The 18,489-nt window shown below is 33.3% G+C and carries 19 protein-coding genes; 15 read left to right on the top strand and 4 right to left on the bottom strand.

Annotated elements, in window-relative coordinates; all coding sequences use genetic code 11:
- Positions 1 to 95 precede the first annotated feature (95 nt).
- The 5 genes from arcA to KA828_RS08045 all read left to right on the top strand — a co-directional run bounded on the left by arcA (position 96) and on the right by KA828_RS08045 (position 6,044).
- Positions 96 to 1,331, top strand: a complete 1,236-nt coding sequence (arcA, locus tag KA828_RS08065; RefSeq protein WP_053015764.1) for an arginine deiminase — start codon at positions 96 to 98, stop codon at positions 1,329 to 1,331.
- A 167-nt stretch (positions 1,332 to 1,498) separates the two neighbouring features.
- Positions 1,499 to 2,929, top strand: coding sequence for an arginine-ornithine antiporter (gene arcD / locus KA828_RS08060; protein ID WP_193838843.1), 1,431 nt, complete (start codon positions 1,499 to 1,501; stop codon positions 2,927 to 2,929).
- A gap of 34 nt (positions 2,930 to 2,963) precedes the next feature.
- Positions 2,964 to 3,647 (top strand): Crp/Fnr family transcriptional regulator, encoded by a 684-nt coding sequence (locus KA828_RS08055; protein WP_210126005.1) that lies wholly within the window; start codon positions 2,964 to 2,966, stop codon positions 3,645 to 3,647.
- 303 nt (positions 3,648 to 3,950) lie between these two features.
- The gene (locus KA828_RS08050) at positions 3,951 to 4,712 is read left to right on the top strand and encodes an alpha/beta hydrolase (RefSeq protein ID WP_210126034.1); all 762 of its coding nucleotides are present in this window, start codon (positions 3,951 to 3,953) and stop codon (positions 4,710 to 4,712) included.
- Between the two features lie 336 nt (positions 4,713 to 5,048).
- The gene (locus KA828_RS08045; protein WP_210126004.1) at positions 5,049 to 6,044 is read left to right on the top strand and encodes a LacI family DNA-binding transcriptional regulator; all 996 of its coding nucleotides are present in this window, start codon (positions 5,049 to 5,051) and stop codon (positions 6,042 to 6,044) included.
- Positions 6,045 to 6,094: 50 nt separating this feature from the next.
- On the opposite strand, the gene KA828_RS08040 is transcribed toward KA828_RS08045, so the two are convergent.
- Positions 6,095 to 6,460, bottom strand: a complete 366-nt coding sequence (locus KA828_RS08040) for a DUF4870 domain-containing protein (RefSeq protein ID WP_193838846.1) — start codon at positions 6,458 to 6,460, stop codon at positions 6,095 to 6,097.
- 159 nt (positions 6,461 to 6,619) lie between these two features.
- On the opposite strand from KA828_RS08040, the gene KA828_RS08035 reads away from it, so the two are divergent.
- From KA828_RS08035 to KA828_RS08005, 7 genes are all read left to right on the top strand, one after another.
- Complete coding sequence (locus tag KA828_RS08035; protein WP_210126003.1) at positions 6,620 to 7,579, top strand: helix-turn-helix transcriptional regulator; 960 nt, start codon at positions 6,620 to 6,622, stop codon at positions 7,577 to 7,579.
- 62 nt (positions 7,580 to 7,641) lie between these two features.
- Positions 7,642 to 7,788: a hypothetical protein gene (locus KA828_RS08030; protein WP_193838848.1), complete on the top strand. Its 147-nt coding sequence runs from the start codon at positions 7,642 to 7,644 to the stop codon at positions 7,786 to 7,788.
- 117 nt (positions 7,789 to 7,905) lie between these two features.
- Positions 7,906 to 8,259: a hypothetical protein gene (locus tag KA828_RS08025; protein ID WP_245336071.1), complete on the top strand. Its 354-nt coding sequence runs from the start codon at positions 7,906 to 7,908 to the stop codon at positions 8,257 to 8,259.
- Positions 8,252 to 8,971 (top strand): ImmA/IrrE family metallo-endopeptidase, encoded by a 720-nt coding sequence (locus KA828_RS08020; RefSeq protein ID WP_210126002.1) that lies wholly within the window; start codon positions 8,252 to 8,254, stop codon positions 8,969 to 8,971. Before KA828_RS08025 ends, KA828_RS08020 begins: the two co-directional genes overlap by 8 nt.
- Positions 8,964 to 9,566 (top strand): hypothetical protein, encoded by a 603-nt coding sequence (locus KA828_RS08015; RefSeq protein WP_210126001.1) that lies wholly within the window; start codon positions 8,964 to 8,966, stop codon positions 9,564 to 9,566. Before KA828_RS08020 ends, KA828_RS08015 begins: the two co-directional genes overlap by 8 nt.
- A 125-nt stretch (positions 9,567 to 9,691) precedes the next feature.
- Positions 9,692 to 10,882 (top strand): hypothetical protein, encoded by a 1,191-nt coding sequence (locus KA828_RS08010; protein ID WP_210126000.1) that lies wholly within the window; start codon positions 9,692 to 9,694, stop codon positions 10,880 to 10,882.
- Positions 10,882 to 13,005 (top strand): hypothetical protein, encoded by a 2,124-nt coding sequence (locus tag KA828_RS08005; protein WP_210125999.1) that lies wholly within the window; start codon positions 10,882 to 10,884, stop codon positions 13,003 to 13,005. The genes KA828_RS08010 and KA828_RS08005 overlap by 1 nt, the downstream gene beginning before the upstream one ends.
- Positions 13,006 to 13,436: 431 nt before the next feature.
- Here the strand turns inward: KA828_RS08005 and KA828_RS08000 are convergent, their stop codons facing one another.
- On the bottom strand, positions 13,437 to 13,769 hold the full coding sequence (locus KA828_RS08000) for an SdpI family protein (RefSeq protein ID WP_210125998.1): 333 nt from the start codon (positions 13,767 to 13,769) through the stop codon (positions 13,437 to 13,439).
- A gap of 258 nt (positions 13,770 to 14,027) precedes the next feature.
- On the opposite strand from KA828_RS08000, the gene KA828_RS07995 reads away from it, so the two are divergent.
- Entirely contained in the window at positions 14,028 to 15,110 is a 1,083-nt protein-coding gene (locus KA828_RS07995; RefSeq protein ID WP_245336070.1) for a CapA family protein, read from the top strand.
- Between the two features lie 66 nt (positions 15,111 to 15,176).
- Here the strand turns inward: KA828_RS07995 and KA828_RS07990 are convergent, their stop codons facing one another.
- Entirely contained in the window at positions 15,177 to 16,817 is a 1,641-nt protein-coding gene (locus KA828_RS07990) for an alpha-keto acid decarboxylase family protein (protein ID WP_210125996.1), read from the bottom strand.
- Positions 16,818 to 16,968: 151 nt separating this feature from the next.
- Here KA828_RS07990 and KA828_RS07985 point away from each other — a divergent pair, with 151 nt between their 5' ends.
- Entirely contained in the window at positions 16,969 to 17,415 is a 447-nt protein-coding gene (locus tag KA828_RS07985; protein ID WP_053028986.1) for a MarR family winged helix-turn-helix transcriptional regulator, read from the top strand.
- A 49-nt stretch (positions 17,416 to 17,464) separates the two neighbouring features.
- On the opposite strand, the gene KA828_RS07980 is transcribed toward KA828_RS07985, so the two are convergent.
- A complete protein-coding gene (locus KA828_RS07980) occupies positions 17,465 to 18,091 on the bottom strand; it encodes an FMN-dependent NADH-azoreductase (protein WP_210125995.1) in 627 nt (208 codons plus the stop codon).
- Positions 18,092 to 18,310: 219 nt separating this feature from the next.
- Here KA828_RS07980 and KA828_RS07975 point away from each other — a divergent pair, with 219 nt between their 5' ends.
- Positions 18,311 to 18,412 carry an SE2200 family small protein gene (locus tag KA828_RS07975; RefSeq protein ID WP_016930637.1) on the top strand — a complete coding sequence of 34 codons (102 nt, stop codon included), beginning with the start codon at positions 18,311 to 18,313 and terminating at the stop codon, positions 18,410 to 18,412.
- The last annotated feature ends 77 nt before the right edge of the window (positions 18,413 to 18,489 follow it).

Raw genomic sequence — 18,489 nt, 5'->3', positions numbered from 1 at the left:
GAATTAACACACATTTAGAATGTGAAAACAATCACATAATGAAATCTGAAAGCGCTTTATACTCTAGTTGTAGATAAATAAAGGAGGAAATGAATATGACTCAAGGACCTATCCAAGTAAACAGTGAAATCGGCAGATTGAAAACAGTATTACTCAAACGACCTGGTAAAGAACTAGAAAATTTAGTACCAGATCACTTAAGTGGCTTGCTATTCGATGATATTCCTTATTTAAAAGTGGCACAAGAAGAACACGACAAATTTGCACAAACACTTCGTGATGAAGGTGTAGAAGTTGTTTATCTAGAAAAACTAGCAGCTGAAGCCATTGCAGATAAAGATGTGCGTGAACAATTTATTGATGATATTCTTGCAGAATCTCAAAAAACAGTCTTAGGACATGAAGCTGAAATTAAAACATTCTTTGCGACATTATCTGACCAAGAATTAATCGACAAAATTATGGCTGGTGTAAGAAAAGAAGAAATTGAACTTAAAACAACACATCTCGTTGAATATATGGATGATAGATATCCATTCTATTTAGACCCAATGCCTAACCTTTACTTTACACGTGACCCTCAAGCATCAGTAGGTAGAGGTATGACAATCAACAGAATGTATTGGAGAGCACGTCGTAGAGAATCTCTATTTATGACATACATTCTAAAATACCACCCAAGATTTAAAGATGCAGATGTACCGGTATGGTTAGACAGAAATTCACCATTTAACATCGAAGGTGGCGATGAGTTAATTCTTTCTAAAGATGCTTTAGCCATTGGTATTTCAGAGCGTACATCAGCACAAGCGATTGAACGCTTAGCACGTAATATATTCAAAGATGAATCTACAACATTCAAAAAAGTGATTGCGATTGAAATTCCAAATAGCCGTACGTTCATGCATTTAGATACCGTATTCACAATGATTGACTACGATAAATTCACAGTACATTCAGCAATTTTCAAAGAAGAAAATAATATGAATTTATTTACAATTGAATACGATGAAGCCAAAGACGACATTAAAATCACACATTCTAATAAACTACGTGAAACACTTGCAGATGTACTTGGTGTTGAAAAAATCGAGTTTATTCCAACAGGTAACGGTGATGTTATCGACGGTGCACGTGAACAATGGAATGATGGTTCAAATACATTATGTATCCGCCCAGGTGTAGTTGTTACTTACGACCGAAACTACGTATCAAACCAATTACTTCGTGACAAAGGCATTAAAGTACTTGAAATCACAGGTAGTGAGCTTGTTCGTGGACGTGGGGGCCCAAGATGTATGAGCCAACCATTATTTAGAGAAGAAATTTAAAGTATTTCGAGCAACTATAAGGACTTATTTTGAAAATACATCGCTGAGAAAGTGATGTAGCAATATAACACAAGGAGAAGGGTTTGAAGCAAATTGCCAATCAATTGAATAACGATGCTTCAAGCCCTTAATTTAAAAGTAATCCTCCTTAGAAGGGGAAATGAATTATGAATGAATCAGACACAAACAAACTTGGTAAAACGTCACTCATTGGTTTAGTTATTGGTTCTATGATTGGTGGCGGTGCGTTCAACATCATTTCTGATATGGGTGGTCAAGCCGGTGGTTTAGCCATTATGATTGGTTGGATCATCACCGCAATTGGAATGATTTCACTCGCATTTGTCTTCCAAAATCTCACTAATGTAAGACCGGACTTAGAAGGCGGTATTTACAGTTATGCACAAGCTGGATTTGGTGACTTTATTGGTTTCTCAAGTGCTTGGGGCTATTGGTTTGCTGCTTTTCTAGGTAACGTAGCCTATGCAACATTATTGATGTCAGCGGTAGGTAACTTCTTCCCAATCTTCAAAGGTGGTAATACACTACCAAGTATTATCGTCGCTTCTTTCTTGCTATGGGGTGTGCACTTCTTAATACTTAGAGGTGTTGAAACCGCAGCTTTCATCAATAGTATTGTAACTGTTGCAAAGTTAATTCCTATATTCTTAGTTATCATTTGTATGATTGTAGTATTTAATTTCGATACATTCAAAGCAGGATTCTATGGCATGACAAGTGGAGGTACAGGTGTATTTAGTTGGGGCGATACAATGTCTCAAGTGAAGAGTACAATGCTTGTAACCGTATGGGTGTTCACTGGTATTGAAGGTGCAGTGGTATTCTCAGGTCGTGCTAAATCGAAAAAAGACGTAGGTACTGCTACCGTTATTGGACTTGTTTCAGTCCTCGTTATTTATTTCTTAATGACCGTCTTAGCACAAGGTGTCATTCAACAAAATCAAATTGCTGATCTTGCAAGTCCATCTATGGCACAAGTATTAGAACATATCGTTGGTCATTGGGGTTCAGTTCTCGTTAACATTGGTTTAATCATTTCTGTTTTAGGTGCGTGGCTTGGTTGGACATTATTAGCTGGTGAGCTACCATTCATAGTGGCCAAAGATGGCTTGTTCCCGAAATGGTTTGCTAAAGAAAATAAAAATAAAGCACCTATTAATGCATTATTAATTACAAATATTTTAGTACAAATATTCTTAGTCAGCATGTTATTTACAGATAGTGCATATCAATTTGCATTTTCACTTGCATCAAGCGCGATTTTAATTCCGTATATGTTTAGTGCCTTTTATCAATTGAAATATACAATTGAACATAAAGGACACGCTACAGTGAAACAATGGACAATCGGTATCATTGCATCTATCTATGCGATATGGCTTGTGTACGCTGCAGGTATTGATTACTTGTTATTAACCATGTTGCTCTATATCCCTGGTCTATTTGTTTATCGTTTCGTACAACGTAATAATCATAAACCGTTAACGAAAGGTGATTATATCTTATTTGCAGTCATCATCATACTTGCAATAATAGGTATTATTCGCTTAGCGATGGGTAGCGTTTCAGTATTCTAATAAAAAGTTTTAAAAGGTTTAGGAGTGTATCTCAATGGCTGGAAAGACATTTATCAACAACAGAGATAATGATTTAAGTGAAGGACTCAAACAATTAGCGTCTTACTTAAATATTCCAACAGGTGTCATTCAAGCATTCAAGAGTGAGTGTTTCATACGACATTACAATAAAGGACAAATCATATATTATTCATCTGATCAACCTACATATGTGTATTTGTTACTAGACGGGATTGTTTTGCGTGAAACAATAAATGAAGATGGAGACGCTTATCGTAAGCTGAATAAAGCGCAGGTATTATTTCCGTTAAATCATCTCTTTCGGAAAATGGAATTAAACGAGATGTGCACAGCTATTACACCATGTAATGTAATAGGCATACCTAAAGATATGTTGGAATATCTTTGTAAAAATCATGACGACATATTTGTTACACTGTTCGAAAAATTAAATAACGAACTTGAACTTCTAATGGAATACAATATGGCATTAACTACAAAATTGGCGAGAGAGCGCATTGAGAAAGTACTATATTATTTATGTCATGCAATAGGATACGATCATGATGAATTTTACGAAATTAATCATATCATGACCATTCAACTACTAAGTGATTTAGCAGGTATTTCACGTGAAACAACAGGCCATATTGTACATGAACTAAAAGAAGAGAAAAAATTGGTAAAAAATGGCAAAAATTGGATGATTATAAAGTAATACAATAAGACACAAAGACCCCTTTATATAAAAAACGTTTATATTAAACTACCAAAACCGATATAAACACAATTGCTACTTTGAGTCCGGGATATAAAATTCCTGGATACATAAGGCACCTCGTTCATTAAGTTAGATGATGCGAAAGGTGCCTTATTTTTTTAAGCATTCTTATATGAAATGATATAGAAATGCAAAGTAACTTGGCGAAATGACTGAAGGAGTCGCGCTTTGGTGACACCTTTGTCGAAAAAAGTGTAAAATGGATATAATGATTTATTATTAGAAGGGATGATAATGAATATGGCACTCATGACAATCAATTACTTCTCACCAGCTTTAGGTATGCAACAATCGTTTGTAGCAATCATTCCAGAAGACGCGAGTTTCTTCGACGATACACCATCGCCGAAATCGTATCAAACATTGATGCTACTACATGGATTATCAAGTGATGCAACATCGTATACACGTTTCACAAGTATTGAGCGATATGCAGATGAACATCAATTAGCCATTATTATGCCAAATGCAGATCATAGTGGTTATGCGAATATGGCGTACGGTCATAGTTATTATGACCACATATTGGAAGTGTATCACTATGCGCATAAGTTACTGCCATTATCGACACGGCGTGAAGACAATTTTATTGCAGGACATTCAATGGGTGGATATGGCACGATGAAATTTGCATTAACACAAGGTGAGCTATTCGCTAAAGCATCACCATTATCTGCAGTCTTTCAAGCACAAGGACTAATGGAACTTGATTATACTGATTTCGCACCTAAAGCGATTACTGGGGAAGATACCAATATCAAAGGGACTGAACTCGATACATATCATTTAGTTGATGAAGCCGTTGAAAAGGGAGTCGAAATACCGCAACTATTGATTCAATGTGGCACCGAAGATTTCTTATACGAAGACAACCAACAATTTATGGCCTACTTGGATGATAAAGGGATAGACTATCAATATGAAGAAGGCCCAGGTGAACACGATTATGCCTTCTGGGATAAAGCGATTAAACGTACAATTGAATGGTTAGTGGAATCATAAAGAAGGTAGCGCCAATAAAGTGCTGTCTTCGAGACTGAGACATAAACAATATGATCATGCTACTTTGCCAATTCGCAGTAGCTGACTGAACTGAGATATCGCTTAAATCAAGCATTTCTCAGTTCTAATCATTCTTGCGGAGGTGGGCGTGACCCCAGCAAAGAGAATTTCATAAAGAAACTCTACAAGCAAAGCAAGCTGGGAGTGGACGACGAATTTTAAAAGAATCTTGTTCCACACCCTATTAACTCTTGAATATCTAACTTGAGTGATTGACAAAAATGTAGCGACAACCTATCATAAATAATGAAAACGGTTTCATTAAAGGTGGGTACTATGGCGACAATTAAAGATGTAGCTCAGAGAGCGGGATTATCCATATCGACGGTTTCAAGGTATATGAACCATCATCCCTATATTTCTGAGGAAAAGAAAATTAAAATCCAACAAGCGATGGATGAACTGGATTATGTTCCAAATTCGATTGCAATGCAATTGCGCTCTAACAAGTCTTATACGATTGGCATTATTGTACCTAGAATTACGAATCCGTATTTCGCATACTTAATAGATGCAATTGACAAAGAAATTAAAGATACGCCATATCATACGTTAATCATGCAGACATATAATCATAAAGATGAAGAATTACGTTTATTAAATATGTTTAAACAAAAGCACATTGCTGGCGTGATTATGGGTACGCTTGAAAATGATATAGAGGTTTTAGAACCGTATACGCAATATGGTCCTATCGTATTATCGGCGGATCAATCAACTCAGTCAGATAAAGTGAAAATCATACATACCAATCAATGTCAAACGACATATGATGCCATTCAATACTTAATTAATAAAGGCTATCGTCATATAGCGTATTGTACAGATAATCATTACTATGATCATTGTTTCAATAAGCCTAGAAATATTGGGTTTAGAGAGGCAATGAAAGACAATGGTTTAGCCATTAGACGAGAGTGGATTTTTAATAATGTGCATACGATTGAAGACGGTGAACGCATAGGGAAAACATTGCTAGAACAAGACATGATGCCTGATGCTATATTTACTGGCAGTGATGAAGTCGCATTAGGGTTAATTCATTTTTTAACTGAGCATCATATTGATATTCCTAATCAAATCGCGATTATGGGATATGATAACCAACCCATTTCTAGTTTATTGAAGATTCCTTTATCGACAGTGAATCAACCAGTTAATGACATTGGTAAGCAATTGATTCACTATTTATTGGCATTGCTTGAAGATACAACATTTGAAAGCAATCATGACGTATTAAAATTAAATATCGTAGAACGACAAAGTACATAAATAACGCCTTCCATTTCAAAGTTTAAACGAAGTGGAAGGCTTGTTTTGTTTTATTTAATTATTTCAATTGTGAATGGAACGACATAATCTTCACCTTTATTGCATGAAACAATTGCTAATATCGTATAAGTGATGTTGGCAATGATTAAAGCCATTAGAGCGAAATAACCAATTAAAATGACAGTCAATAAGAAACTAACAATACCGTAGATACCGTAACTAATAGCGAAATTTAGGCAATTTTTCCCTTGCTTATCAATGTATTCAGATTCGTCTTTTTTGACTAACCAAATCACTAAAGGTGCTACAAAACTTGTGAAAAAGGTTAAGACCCACATAATCATTGCTAGTGTTTTATCTTCTTTTGAAACATGGTTAAACATTTGCGGATGTTTGGATTGGTTTTGCAAATTCATTCTTATTCCCAACTTTCTAAGTGTTTTGAACTGCTTGAGCTTAGTATACCTCCAAGGTGCGTCAATTTTTGTCGTAGTAAAAAGATGTATCTTACATTTTTTATTTTATTGTTGTTTAATAAAGTAGAATCATTCATTTTCCAAAAATGGGAGGTAATTATGACTAAAACAACTGACATGCTAGAGCTATATTTAAAGTTTATGTCTGGCGAACGCTTATCTAAGGCACAAATAGGCGACATCATAGGTAAAAAATCTGACAGAACCGTGCAGCGTTATATCGCGCATTTAAATGACTTCTTTGCTAACAGAACGGATATGGCGCATTTGAAGATAACGATGAATACGACAGACCGTAAATATGAAATGGTCCACAATAGTAGTGAAACCTTTGATAAAACACAGGTGCTAGCGATATTAAAAATTCTTATTTCAACAAGAGGACTATCTGAAGATGAATTACAAATAATTGTTAATAACCTTACGAAACATATGTCTGATGAGAATCAACGTGTAATTGAAAAGGCCATTCAATCTGAACTAGTTTATTATGAGCCCATGAATCATGGCGAGCCATTATTAAATAAAATTTGGGATTTAAATCATATTATTCAACAAAATCGCGTGATTGAATTTAACTATTTTAATGCAATGAACAAAGGGCGTACACATGTCATCAAACCGATGTATATTACATTTTCTGAACTGTACTTTTATTTAGTAGGGGTTAATGATAAAGAACAGGTACTCATTTTTAGGATAGATCGAATTCAAGAATATAAAGTATTGAACACTAAATTTAACGTTCCGAATTCACCATATATTAGAGAAGGCGCTTTGAAACAACGTATCTATTTCATGTATGGCGGCCATTGGAAGAAAGTACGCTTTGAATTTAATGGCGGGATTATTGAGTCAGTGCTTGATCGTTTCCCAACTGCGCAATTATTGAAAAAAGATTACACCAATAACCGATTTGTAGTAGAAATTGAAGTCATTGGCGATGGCATTTTAATGTGGCTGTTATCACAAGGCGCAAGAGTGAAAGTATTATCGCCTAATAGTTTGAAAGAGAAACATATAGCTGAAATTGAAAAGATACTTGGGAATTATAGGTAGACAATTTTTGTCTATGTAGTGCGATAAACTATGATTAAATCAGTCAAAGAGGAGTTGTAATTATGATTAAATTGGATCACGACGCAAAGAAGTTAGCTAGAAAAGCACTACTCAAACCTAAATTTCTAAGAACACACGTAGAAAATGTCATCATTACAATGATTAAAAGGGAAGTATATTGTAAAGGTAGTAAAAAGAAAATCTTCTAATTTTTGCAGTTAAATAAATTGGATAGATACCTTATTTTTAATATAAAATGTATAGAAATATTAATTTAATAATTATAATAAACATGTATCATTCATAAACGAAAGCAGGAAATACATATGATACCCAAATACACGCAAGTCGAAATAAGTAAGCGCATACAAAAAGAAATAGAATTCAGTGGTTTAGATCAAGTGACATTTGCTAAACATCATGATTATGATACTAAGCAACTGCGTAAGCTTTTAAGTCCAAACTTAATATGGTTAGCGCAAGATTATCAACGTGCAGCTACAATATTAAAGACGACACCTGAAATACTTCTAGAACATTTACCTCAAGAAGACTTAGATAGCATTTCATTTCGTGCATTGGAGAATACAGATGAAATTAACCACAGAGTCAAACAACTCGATGACATCTTCCAATTGCTGACATATCAATTAAAGATTGGAAGTGAGTCACGTGACTGAATCATACCGTGAAACAATAGAACGTATTATTCCAGTGGCAGAACAATTCATTTCAGATCACCAACTCCAATATCCGATAACGAATTCAACACAAGTGTTATCTGAAATGGGCTACTACATTGTAAAAGCACAAGCACCTAATAATTTATCTGGTTTTTATATGAAGAAGGATCGATTTCCGTTCATCTTTGTGAATACAAATCATAGTAAAGGCCGTCAACAATTTTCGTTGTGGCATGAAGTATACCACCATTACATGAATCATCAAAATGGAATTAGTGATTTTAATCATAAGTCATTGGAAGAAAGAGAAGCGGAAATATTTGCAGGTATTGTGTTATTGCCAAATGCAGAAATTCAAAAATGGATGGCGGCATATGATGATATTATGCGCCCCGATGTGATTGCGCGCATGAGTGTACATTATCAGATTAGTTTTGGTGCTGCTATGATAAGAGCAATGCAGCTGAATCCTATTCCACATGATACGTATCAACAATTGAGTGCACTCTCTCGTATAGTTCATAAGGCTCAATTGTATGCAATTTACACAGATAATGATTTACCAACAGATATCTTAGAACCGACAAATGATATTCAAATCTCGCCTAATATTATGACGGTGCTAGAACATAACTATAATGAAGGGCTCGTTTCTGGAGCGAAGATAAATGAAATTATCGACAAAATAGAGGTGCTCAATCATGACTAATAAGGGTATGACGCCGCCGATAGTTGATACAGATATATGGGTTTATCTTATATTGTCAGGCTATTATGAACGAATTATTGAATATTACGGTTATTTGCAATTTTCCGATGTTGTAGAAAAAGAAATACTAAAATGGCAAAGTAATACGCAAGAATTTTCAAATGTAGCGCGTGTATTTAAAAATTTAAAAGACCAACATGATGTCAGAGTTATACATTTTGACGATTTTGATGCATTGTCACAAGCAAGCATCAATCACACACTTAGTGAATATGGATTAAAAACCGTAGATATTTTAGAGAAAAATAAAGGTGAATTTACAAGTTTACTATACGCCTTACATAAAGACATACATCGATTTAAAACAAACGATCGAAAGTTCAAAGAAGAAGTTGAAGACACATTAGATGAAACATTTACCTTCGTCAATTGGATAGACATCTTAGATAATTACAGCACCAACTTCAAAGAGAAACTTGAAATCCAAAAACAAGTTGATATCAAACAACTAAAAATGAAAAAACAAAATCATGATCACAAACATACTAAACAAGACCCACGATGGGATAAATTAAAACAATTAATGAGGGGATAGCCATTAATAATTTTGATGAATTTACTATAGAACAAAAAAGACAGTTAAATGAAAATCCAAATTTATTAAATGAAGCAATACAATTTACTAGTCTAGCAACGCAATATCAGATGATAAATTCACAGATGTTAGATAGTGTTGCGCAATCTATAAATAAAGTAGCAAATACAAATTTATCTTTCGAAGGAGTTGAACAATATGCTCGTGATGTAAATGTATTCAAACAATTAAATGTAGATGCTTTTAAAAACTCTAAAGTATTTGCTAATAGTAAAAATGCGCAAGCTTATTATGAATTTGCAGAAACTTATATTAATGAAAATGGCAAACAAACATTTAAAAATAACTTAGAAAGAAAGTTAACTGGTACTGCTCAAGAAGTCGACTGGCTAAGAGATAAGAAGGGTTCTCTTGACAGGGTGTTTAATAAAACAAAGTTGATTGGTGCCGAACAAGCTAATGCACCTGGGATTGATGGTTTAAACACTAATAGACTCACTAACAAATCAGTTGGTGTTTCAATTAAAACAGCTAAAAGCAACAAAGGATTAGTTACAAATGCGAAAGATGTTATTAAAGCTATTGAAAAAGGTTCTTTAGAACCAACGGATGAAGTCGTAGGTTCTAAAGGGATGAAAACAGCTGTAAATAAATATTTAGATAAAGCAATAGAAGCTGCGAATGATAATAATGACACAGAGAAATTAAAAAAACTACAATCTGCAAAAGAAAATTTAAAAGTAAGTGAATTAGGTACAAAAAATACTACTAAGGCATCTACAGACAGACTAATGGAAAAAATGAAAAATGGTAAAGCTAATCCCAATGTCACACTTGGTGAAGTAGGTAAACAAATGAAACAAGGTGCGGTTATTGGTGCAGCTGTAAATGTTTCTATTGCAAGTATAAAAGGATATTTGGATTATAAAAACGGTAAAGTAACAAAAGAAGAAGCATTCATAAGCATTGGAAAAGAAGGAATTAAAGGTGCTCTTTTGGGGGGAGCAATGGCAGGAGTTTCAATTTTTATACCTGGTGGACCTATTGGATTCTTTGCTGGGATGGCAATTGGTATTTATTTTGGAAAAGTAACTCAGAATATTTTGGAAGAAATTTATGGAGAAGGTAGCTTTAGAGCAATCCTTAAATCTTATGAGTATATCCAAGCTAGTGTTATAAAGCTAAGTGAATTATTAGAAGTTATTAAAGAAAATGAAATGATTATTGAAAAGAATCATAAAAAAATTAAACAACTTAATCAAAATATAAACAAAAAGAAAATAAAGATTGAAGATATGTTAGGAGACTTAAAATAATGAAACATCAAGTTGACTTTGATTTATCTCATTTTGGCGAAGATAGTGAAGACTATTCGTACTTGGAACAAGCGATTCAAAATATTACTCAAAACAATAATCAAAATTTAGAAGCAATGAGAAATGAAAAATGGTTTAATAGAATTTTTAATCTGATTACATTATCAAATAAGAAGTCAATCAAAGTTTCAGAACAAATCACTTCTATTGCACAAGCCCAAGATATTTTAATAGAAATTCTTAAACGTTTATCAAATACAGATACTAAAATTGATAATATGGTACTTGAAAACTCCAAAAATATTGAAAGATTATATGGCTATACAGAAATTTTAACAAGAAAAGTTAAGCAACTGTTAAATAAAGTTATTGCAGGTATCGATGAAGAGTTAAATATAAATGATTTAAATGATGAGGAGAAAATTATACTATCTTCTTTATTAACACATGTTGCATCAACATATGTACATACTTCTGAAGATCAGAAGGAATTTGCAGATAAGACACTTCGTTATTTAGGAGTAAATAACTCTAGTATAGAGATTGAAAATGCTATAGAAAGTTTAGATTCAACATCTAAGCGAAAGGTTCTTTTACAAATATTATTAGAATATGGATTCTTATACAATAAAGATTTTGATTTTAAGGAAGAGTTTGAAGAAATCATTGACTACTTTGATTTTGGAAATAAAACGATTAAATCACTAAAGAGTAAAATTGAAGATATATATCATTTAAGAGGAATTGATGGTTTTACTTGGTTTATAAATTATGAGGATAATTATAATGATTATTTTGAATTTGAAATAGAAAAAACAGAAGAAACTGTATTTGAAAATGATAAACAATTAATTGAAAATAAATATGGTATAAAAACTGACGAAACATTGAGAGAAGAAATAATAGAAGATCTTGAAATTCCTTATGGTGAAACGCTAAAATATGAAAATTGTAAACTGTCGATAAAAGGTGAAATACGTATAGAAGGAAACCTTTTATTAAAAAATAGTTCGATTAATTTGGTAGAGGGTTTTGAAACTATTAAAGTTAATGAGGGGAGGGTAAATATTATTAATTGTGACTTTAATAGTCCAATTTTAAAAAAAGATGAAGATGATAAAGAAGAAACTATTTTTCTAACTAGCTTTAAATATAAGGATATATTTGATACTTATACATCAAATATATACATAGAAGGGTGTCTTTTCGATATTTCAATACCATTTAATAGTCATGATTGTGGTAGTTTCATATCTATTAAAAAATCTAAATTCACTAAAATTTTAGGTGAAGAAATATTCATTAATAGTGAAAAACTTTTTATGGAAGAGTGTGTATTTGAGAATCAGTTCGTTTCAAAAGAAAAAATCCAAGAGGAAATTAATAGTAATAATGTCTTTAAGGATGAGGAAGAAATTGATGTTATAAAAAATTACTTTTATCAACCAGTTTTTGAATCGGATGTTATAGAAATCAAAAATTCGACTTTTAACACTATTTATAATGTGTTTTATTCATACGAAAGTTTAAAAGACTATAATTCAAATTATACAGACTGTACAAATATTTATGATGGCCTTGAGCATATGGTTAATGTTCAAAATACTGACTTTTACAATTGTGAAAAAATCTTCCGAGGGAACGTTAATGGATTACTATTGGATTCTAAATTTGAAAATTGTAATATTATATTTATGAATACTAATGGATGTGAAGTAAAGGATTGTCTTTTTGATAATGTTGTTAACTTTGCAGAAATAGCGAGTGGTCTTAAAATTAGTGATTGTAAGTTTCAAAATGCTAATTTTAATGAAAAATATCCCCTTGGCAATTTGCCACAAGGGTATATTGGCTTTTCTGTTTTTAAAGAAAGTGAATCATCAGAAATAAGAAGATGTATATTTGAAAATATTAATTTAGAAGATAATTATTTAGTTAAAGTACAATTAATTGAAAAACCTTATAAATATTTTAGTATTAATGTTACAGAGAATAAGATTATAAATGTTAATTCTAATAATGAGGACATATTTAAATTGGATGACGAATATCAACATAAATTAACCAGACGATATATATACAAAAGTGTTGGATATGCTAGTAATAATATTTTTGAATCATAGTTAATCTTGAAATAAATAGAAAAAGAATTGTAGACATTTGTTAACTTTCAAACGATTATTCTTTGAAGTTACAACTTCTTGAAAAATAAAGTATATTTAACATGGATTCTTTGCGAAAATAAGGCTAATTAATAATCTAAAACAACATAATACTTATATATTGACTAGTGAAAATATGTCACCAAAATCACGGTCTGATAAGATTAATTCGTCACCAGTGATGTACAAATTCTCAGATGCACTTGATAAAGTATTTAAATAAATAGATGATTCAGGTGAAGATAATTAACACAAAAGACTGCTCAAATGATGTGCACCCCATAAAGTTAGATTTTCAGTCCAACTTTTGGGGTTCAGTACAAACCAGCAGTCTTTTTGATTTCCAAAAAATAAATGGATTTCGCTAATATTACTATGTCATAAATCTATCATCACAGTTTTCTCTCGACTTTCCAATAGATGATGAATAAATACCATACCATTACTACCAACTCTATGCCTAAACCGGCCATAATGATTAAATCATTACTTCTCACTATACCTACAATTTCAATCACGAGTCCGATAATTCCAAACAATATGATCACCCATAAGTATTTTAGAGAATAGATGCCATATTGTTTTTGTGCTTTAATCCAATTGAGATCATTGGCCATGGATTTCTTTGTTCGATAACCGTACCAACCGTTGCGCTCGGTAGGTGGATGGCATTTAAAGATGTAACCAAAGCACCCCATAATGATGCTTAGTGGTAATAATATCATGTTATAACTCCCTATAATAATTAATAAAAATATACAATTAAATGATATATTAAACTATTTTCTTATTCAAATTGCATCGAAATAAGTAATCTACTAAAATTAAATAAAAGCTATGATTATAAAGTATTATACAATTTATTTAAAGATGTTCTGAATATAAAAGACATTATAATGCTTCAATGAAAGAGGGCATGTATTGTGATTAAATATTATGTCAGCTGTATAATATTATTTTTTACTTTTACTATCCTTTGTGGCATGACGTTAGCCGAAGATGTGACTGATGAGGCGTCAGTGGTTGCAGTCGGAGATAATTTAATACATCCCGTTGTGTATAATGATGCGATGCAACAAGATGGCACGTTTAATTTTAAACCTATGTATTCACACATTAAGCAGGACATACAAGCACCTGATCTTGCGTTTATTAATCAAGAATCTCCTTTAGGTGGTGATGATCGCCCATTTTCTGGATTTAAGCACTTTAATACACCAAGCCAAATTGCGCAAGATGTTGTCGCAACAGGCTTTGATATGGTCAATGGTGCTAATAATCACTCCTTAGATCAAGGAGATGAAGGGGTGTTCAATCATCTTAAGGCTTGGAAACCATTTGAAGATCATGTTATATTTACAGGTATTTTTAATTCGGAAAAGGACGCTCAAACGATACCAGTCATGACTGTAAATGGCATTAAGGTGAGTTTACTAAGTTATACATACGGTATGAATGATATGAACTCAAAATATCCTTATACAGTTAAAACGTTCGATGAAAAGACGATTAAACGAGATGTAAGAAAAGCTAAACAACAAAGTGATGTCGTGATGGTGTCGGCCCATTGGGGGTTAGAGAATCATCATGAGCCAAATCGTACACAAAGGAAATATGCGCAATTATTTGCGAATGAAGGCGTAGATGTCGTAATAGGCACGCACCCCCATGTCATACAACCGATTGAGTGGGTAAAGAGTCAACATGGACATCATCAAACATTGGTTGCGTATTCATTAGGTAATTTTCTGAATGGACAAGATACTGGAAATGAACATAATCAATTATTAGGAAGATTGAATTTTGATATCGTTAAAGCGCCTAAAGGTGCACACATAGAACATGTGAAGTGGACAAGTATGGTCAATCACTATCAGCAGTGGGATGAAACCGATAAAGACACGAGACATGATTTTGAAGTGTATAACTTAGATGATTATAATGAGGATTTAGCGCAACAACATGGTTTGAGACACGACAATAAAGGTCAATGGGATCTTAAACATCTGCAAGATATAACGAAAGACGTCATTGATTCCGACTATTTAGATGAAAAGAGTATATAAATTAAGCAACAAGCCTGCGACAATATTAAATGTCGCAGGCTTGATGTTTAGCAGAAGCAATATTTTTTATTTGTTTTGTGCTGCAAAGGCTTTTGAAATGTCGCGAAGTTTGGCTGGTGCGTCATCCCATTTCATTGTAACTTCAGTGAAGTGTAATTGCTCTGGTGCAGCGTTAATGGCATCAAAGACGTTCTGTAAATCATTAGAAGTATTCACGTCATGAACAACAACGTTATCGCCACCAAATACTTTCGGTAGCGCTTTATAATCCCACATACGGATATCATTGTATGTTTCTTCCATACCGTGGATTAAGCGTTCTACTGTATAACCATCGTTATTAATCACGAAGATAATCGGTTTGATATCTTGGCGAATCATCGTAGATAATTCTTGAACTGTAAGTTGTAATGAGCCATCACCGATTAATAAGATGTTACGGCGATTTGGATCAGCCATTTGCGTACCTAAAGTAGCTGGTAGTGTGTAACCGATAGACCCCCATAATGGTTGTCCGATGAATGTCATATCTTTCGGTAAAGCTAAATCATACGCACCAAAGAATGATGTACCTTGTTCAGCTAATAAGACATCATCATCTTTAATAAATTGTTGCATCATGTCAAAGTAAGTTGCTTGCGTTAAGATATCATCTGATAAAGTCATTTCATTTGTTGCTTCCTTTTTAAAAGGAGGGAACGTACCCTCATATCGATAATCAATTGTATTCAAGCCGTCGATTAAGCGAGGTAGCGTCACGTCTTCAGCAGTTGTTTCGTTCAGCTTGAAGTTATGGTGATTAAGCATAACGACGTCATCAATATCAAATTTATAAGAGAAACCGGCTGTAGCTGAGTCAGTCAATTTAGCTCCAATATTTAAAATTGCGTCGCTGTTATCGACATAATCTTTAATTTGCTCTTCTGCAATTTTGCCATCGTAAATACCAATATAATATGGATTCTCTTCGTTAAAAGCACCTTTACCTAGCGATAATTGAACGACTGGAATCTGTGTTCGATTAACAAATTGCTCAAGTGCCTCGTGTAAATGGAAACTATTAATTTCATGACCTGTAATAATGACGGGTTGTGATGCAGAACGTAATTTTTCTGCAACCATATCTATATAGCGCTCAACGTTCACGTCTGGTACTGGTGTCACATCAAATGATGATTCCACCTCAATTTCAGTCATTGCAACATCAATAGGAAGATGAATGTGCACTGGGCGGCGTTCATGAATAGCAGCATTGATGACTCTAGGAATTTCAGTTGTAGCATTCTCAGCAGTAATGTACGCTTGTGCAGTCGTAATATGTTCAAACATCTTCTGATAGCTATCGAAACGACCTTCACCTAATGAGTGATGCACATATTTACCAGCTTGTTCTACTGCTTGTGTTGGTGCACCTGTAATCGCAATAACAGGGACACGTTCAGCATACGAACCTGCAATCCCGTTAACCGCGCTTAATTCACCTACACCAAATGTTGTAACAAGCACGCCTAGTCCATTGATACGTGCATAGCCATCCGCAGCATAACTCCCATTAAGTTCATTGGTTGTGCCAACCCATTCCACACCGTCATGACGCACGATGTCATCTAGAAATGCTAGGTTGAAATCGCCAGGAACACCAAATATTTTATCGACACCTGCACGATGTACTGCATCCATTAAGTATTGTCCTACACGTTGTTTCATATTCATTCCACCTTTATTTATAAATTAGAATCCACTTACAATATAATTACATTAAATAATAAAGTCAATTATGTTGACCTTTTTTCGACTGTTTTTTGAAAATTGATTATAATGTGGGTAATCATTCACAAATGGAAAAGGAAAGAAGCTTATGGATAGTAATAAAAATGATTATGAACATATGTTATTTTACTTCGCATATAAGACATTTATAAAAACGGCAGATGAAATTATTGAAAAATATGACATGAGCCGTCAACACCATCGCTTTTTATTCTTCATTAATAAATTGCCTGGTATTACCATTAAACAACTATTGAAAACACTTGAAATTTCTAAACAGGGATCACATGCGACGTTGCGCAAATTAAAAGAAGAAGGGCTTATTGTCGAACAAACATCTGAAGAAGATCGACGCGTGAAACAATTATTCCCAACACCTAAAGGAAGTAAGTTAGTGGATAAATTAAATAAAGCGCAAAATGAATTAATGCAACGTACATTTCAAAACGTGGGCCATGATTGGTATGACATCATGGAAGAATTATCAAATTACAGAGAAGGCTTTCAAGATATTCAGCATTTGAAAGATGAGTAAGAAAAAGGCATTGCGTAGTCGTTTACGCAATGCCTTTTAATAAGGTTTATTAGAAAGTTTTACCCATTTCTTGTGCTTCGGCAATTGAAGCGGCTTTGATTTCTTCTGTTCTTTCCGGTTGTGCATTGTGACCTTCAATAATGACATTTTCGTATGAAGGGACACCTAAGAAAGTCATGATGGTTCTTAAGTAACGGTCACCACTTTCAACCTCAGCAGCTGGACCTTCTGAGTAGAAGCCACCACGTGATTGAATGTGTAATACTTTTTTATCTGTTAAAAGACCTTGAGGACCTTCAGCAGTGTATTTGAAAGTTTTACCTGCAATTGAAATCGCATCAATGTATGCTTTTAATACAGGAGGGAATGAAAGATTCCACATTGGTGAAACGAACACATATTTATCCGCAGAAAGGAATTCTTCTAAGATTTCGTTGAAACGATCTACTTTTTGTTGTTCTTCTTTAGTAAGATCGTCACCATTTCTTAATTTACCCCAACCAGTTAATACATCTTTATCAATCACTGGAATATCTTCTTTGAATAAATCAATATGTTTTACTTCATCACTAGCGTGATTTTCTTTGTATGATTCAATAAATGCTTTACCAGCAGCCATAGAATTAGAAGTTAATTCATCTAATGGATGTGCTGTAATGTATAATAATTTTGTCACAGTCGTGCACCTCTAATAAATTTATTTCGAAATCGATATAATTAATATATTAGATTTTCAAATTATTGCAATACTTTTGATAAAAAATCAGACCAATGGTGTATAAGATAATGAAACGTGACTTTAAAAATGAACGATTTTAAGTGTATAATATAGGTAAATTTAGATTTAAATATTTAAGAAATCTAATAAATGTAGAACCTTAAAGGAGTGACAGACATGAAGGGATTATTAATTACAGTAGTTTTAGGCGTAGCTGCATATGTTGGTTTCAAAAAATACCAAAACAAAGTAAACGAAATGCCAAATATTGAATATTAATATTTAAAGGGGCGGGACAGAAATTAGCATAATTTCATTGTCCCGCCTCTTTTTTGTGGGTTCTACGCAAACATCGG

It is taken from the genome of Staphylococcus sp. GDY8P85P (genome assembly GCF_017892405.1).
GTDB lineage: Bacteria > Bacillota > Bacilli > Staphylococcales > Staphylococcaceae > Staphylococcus > Staphylococcus borealis.
Note: the sequence above shows the minus strand (reverse complement) of the source record. Positions and strands in the feature narration are given on the sequence as shown.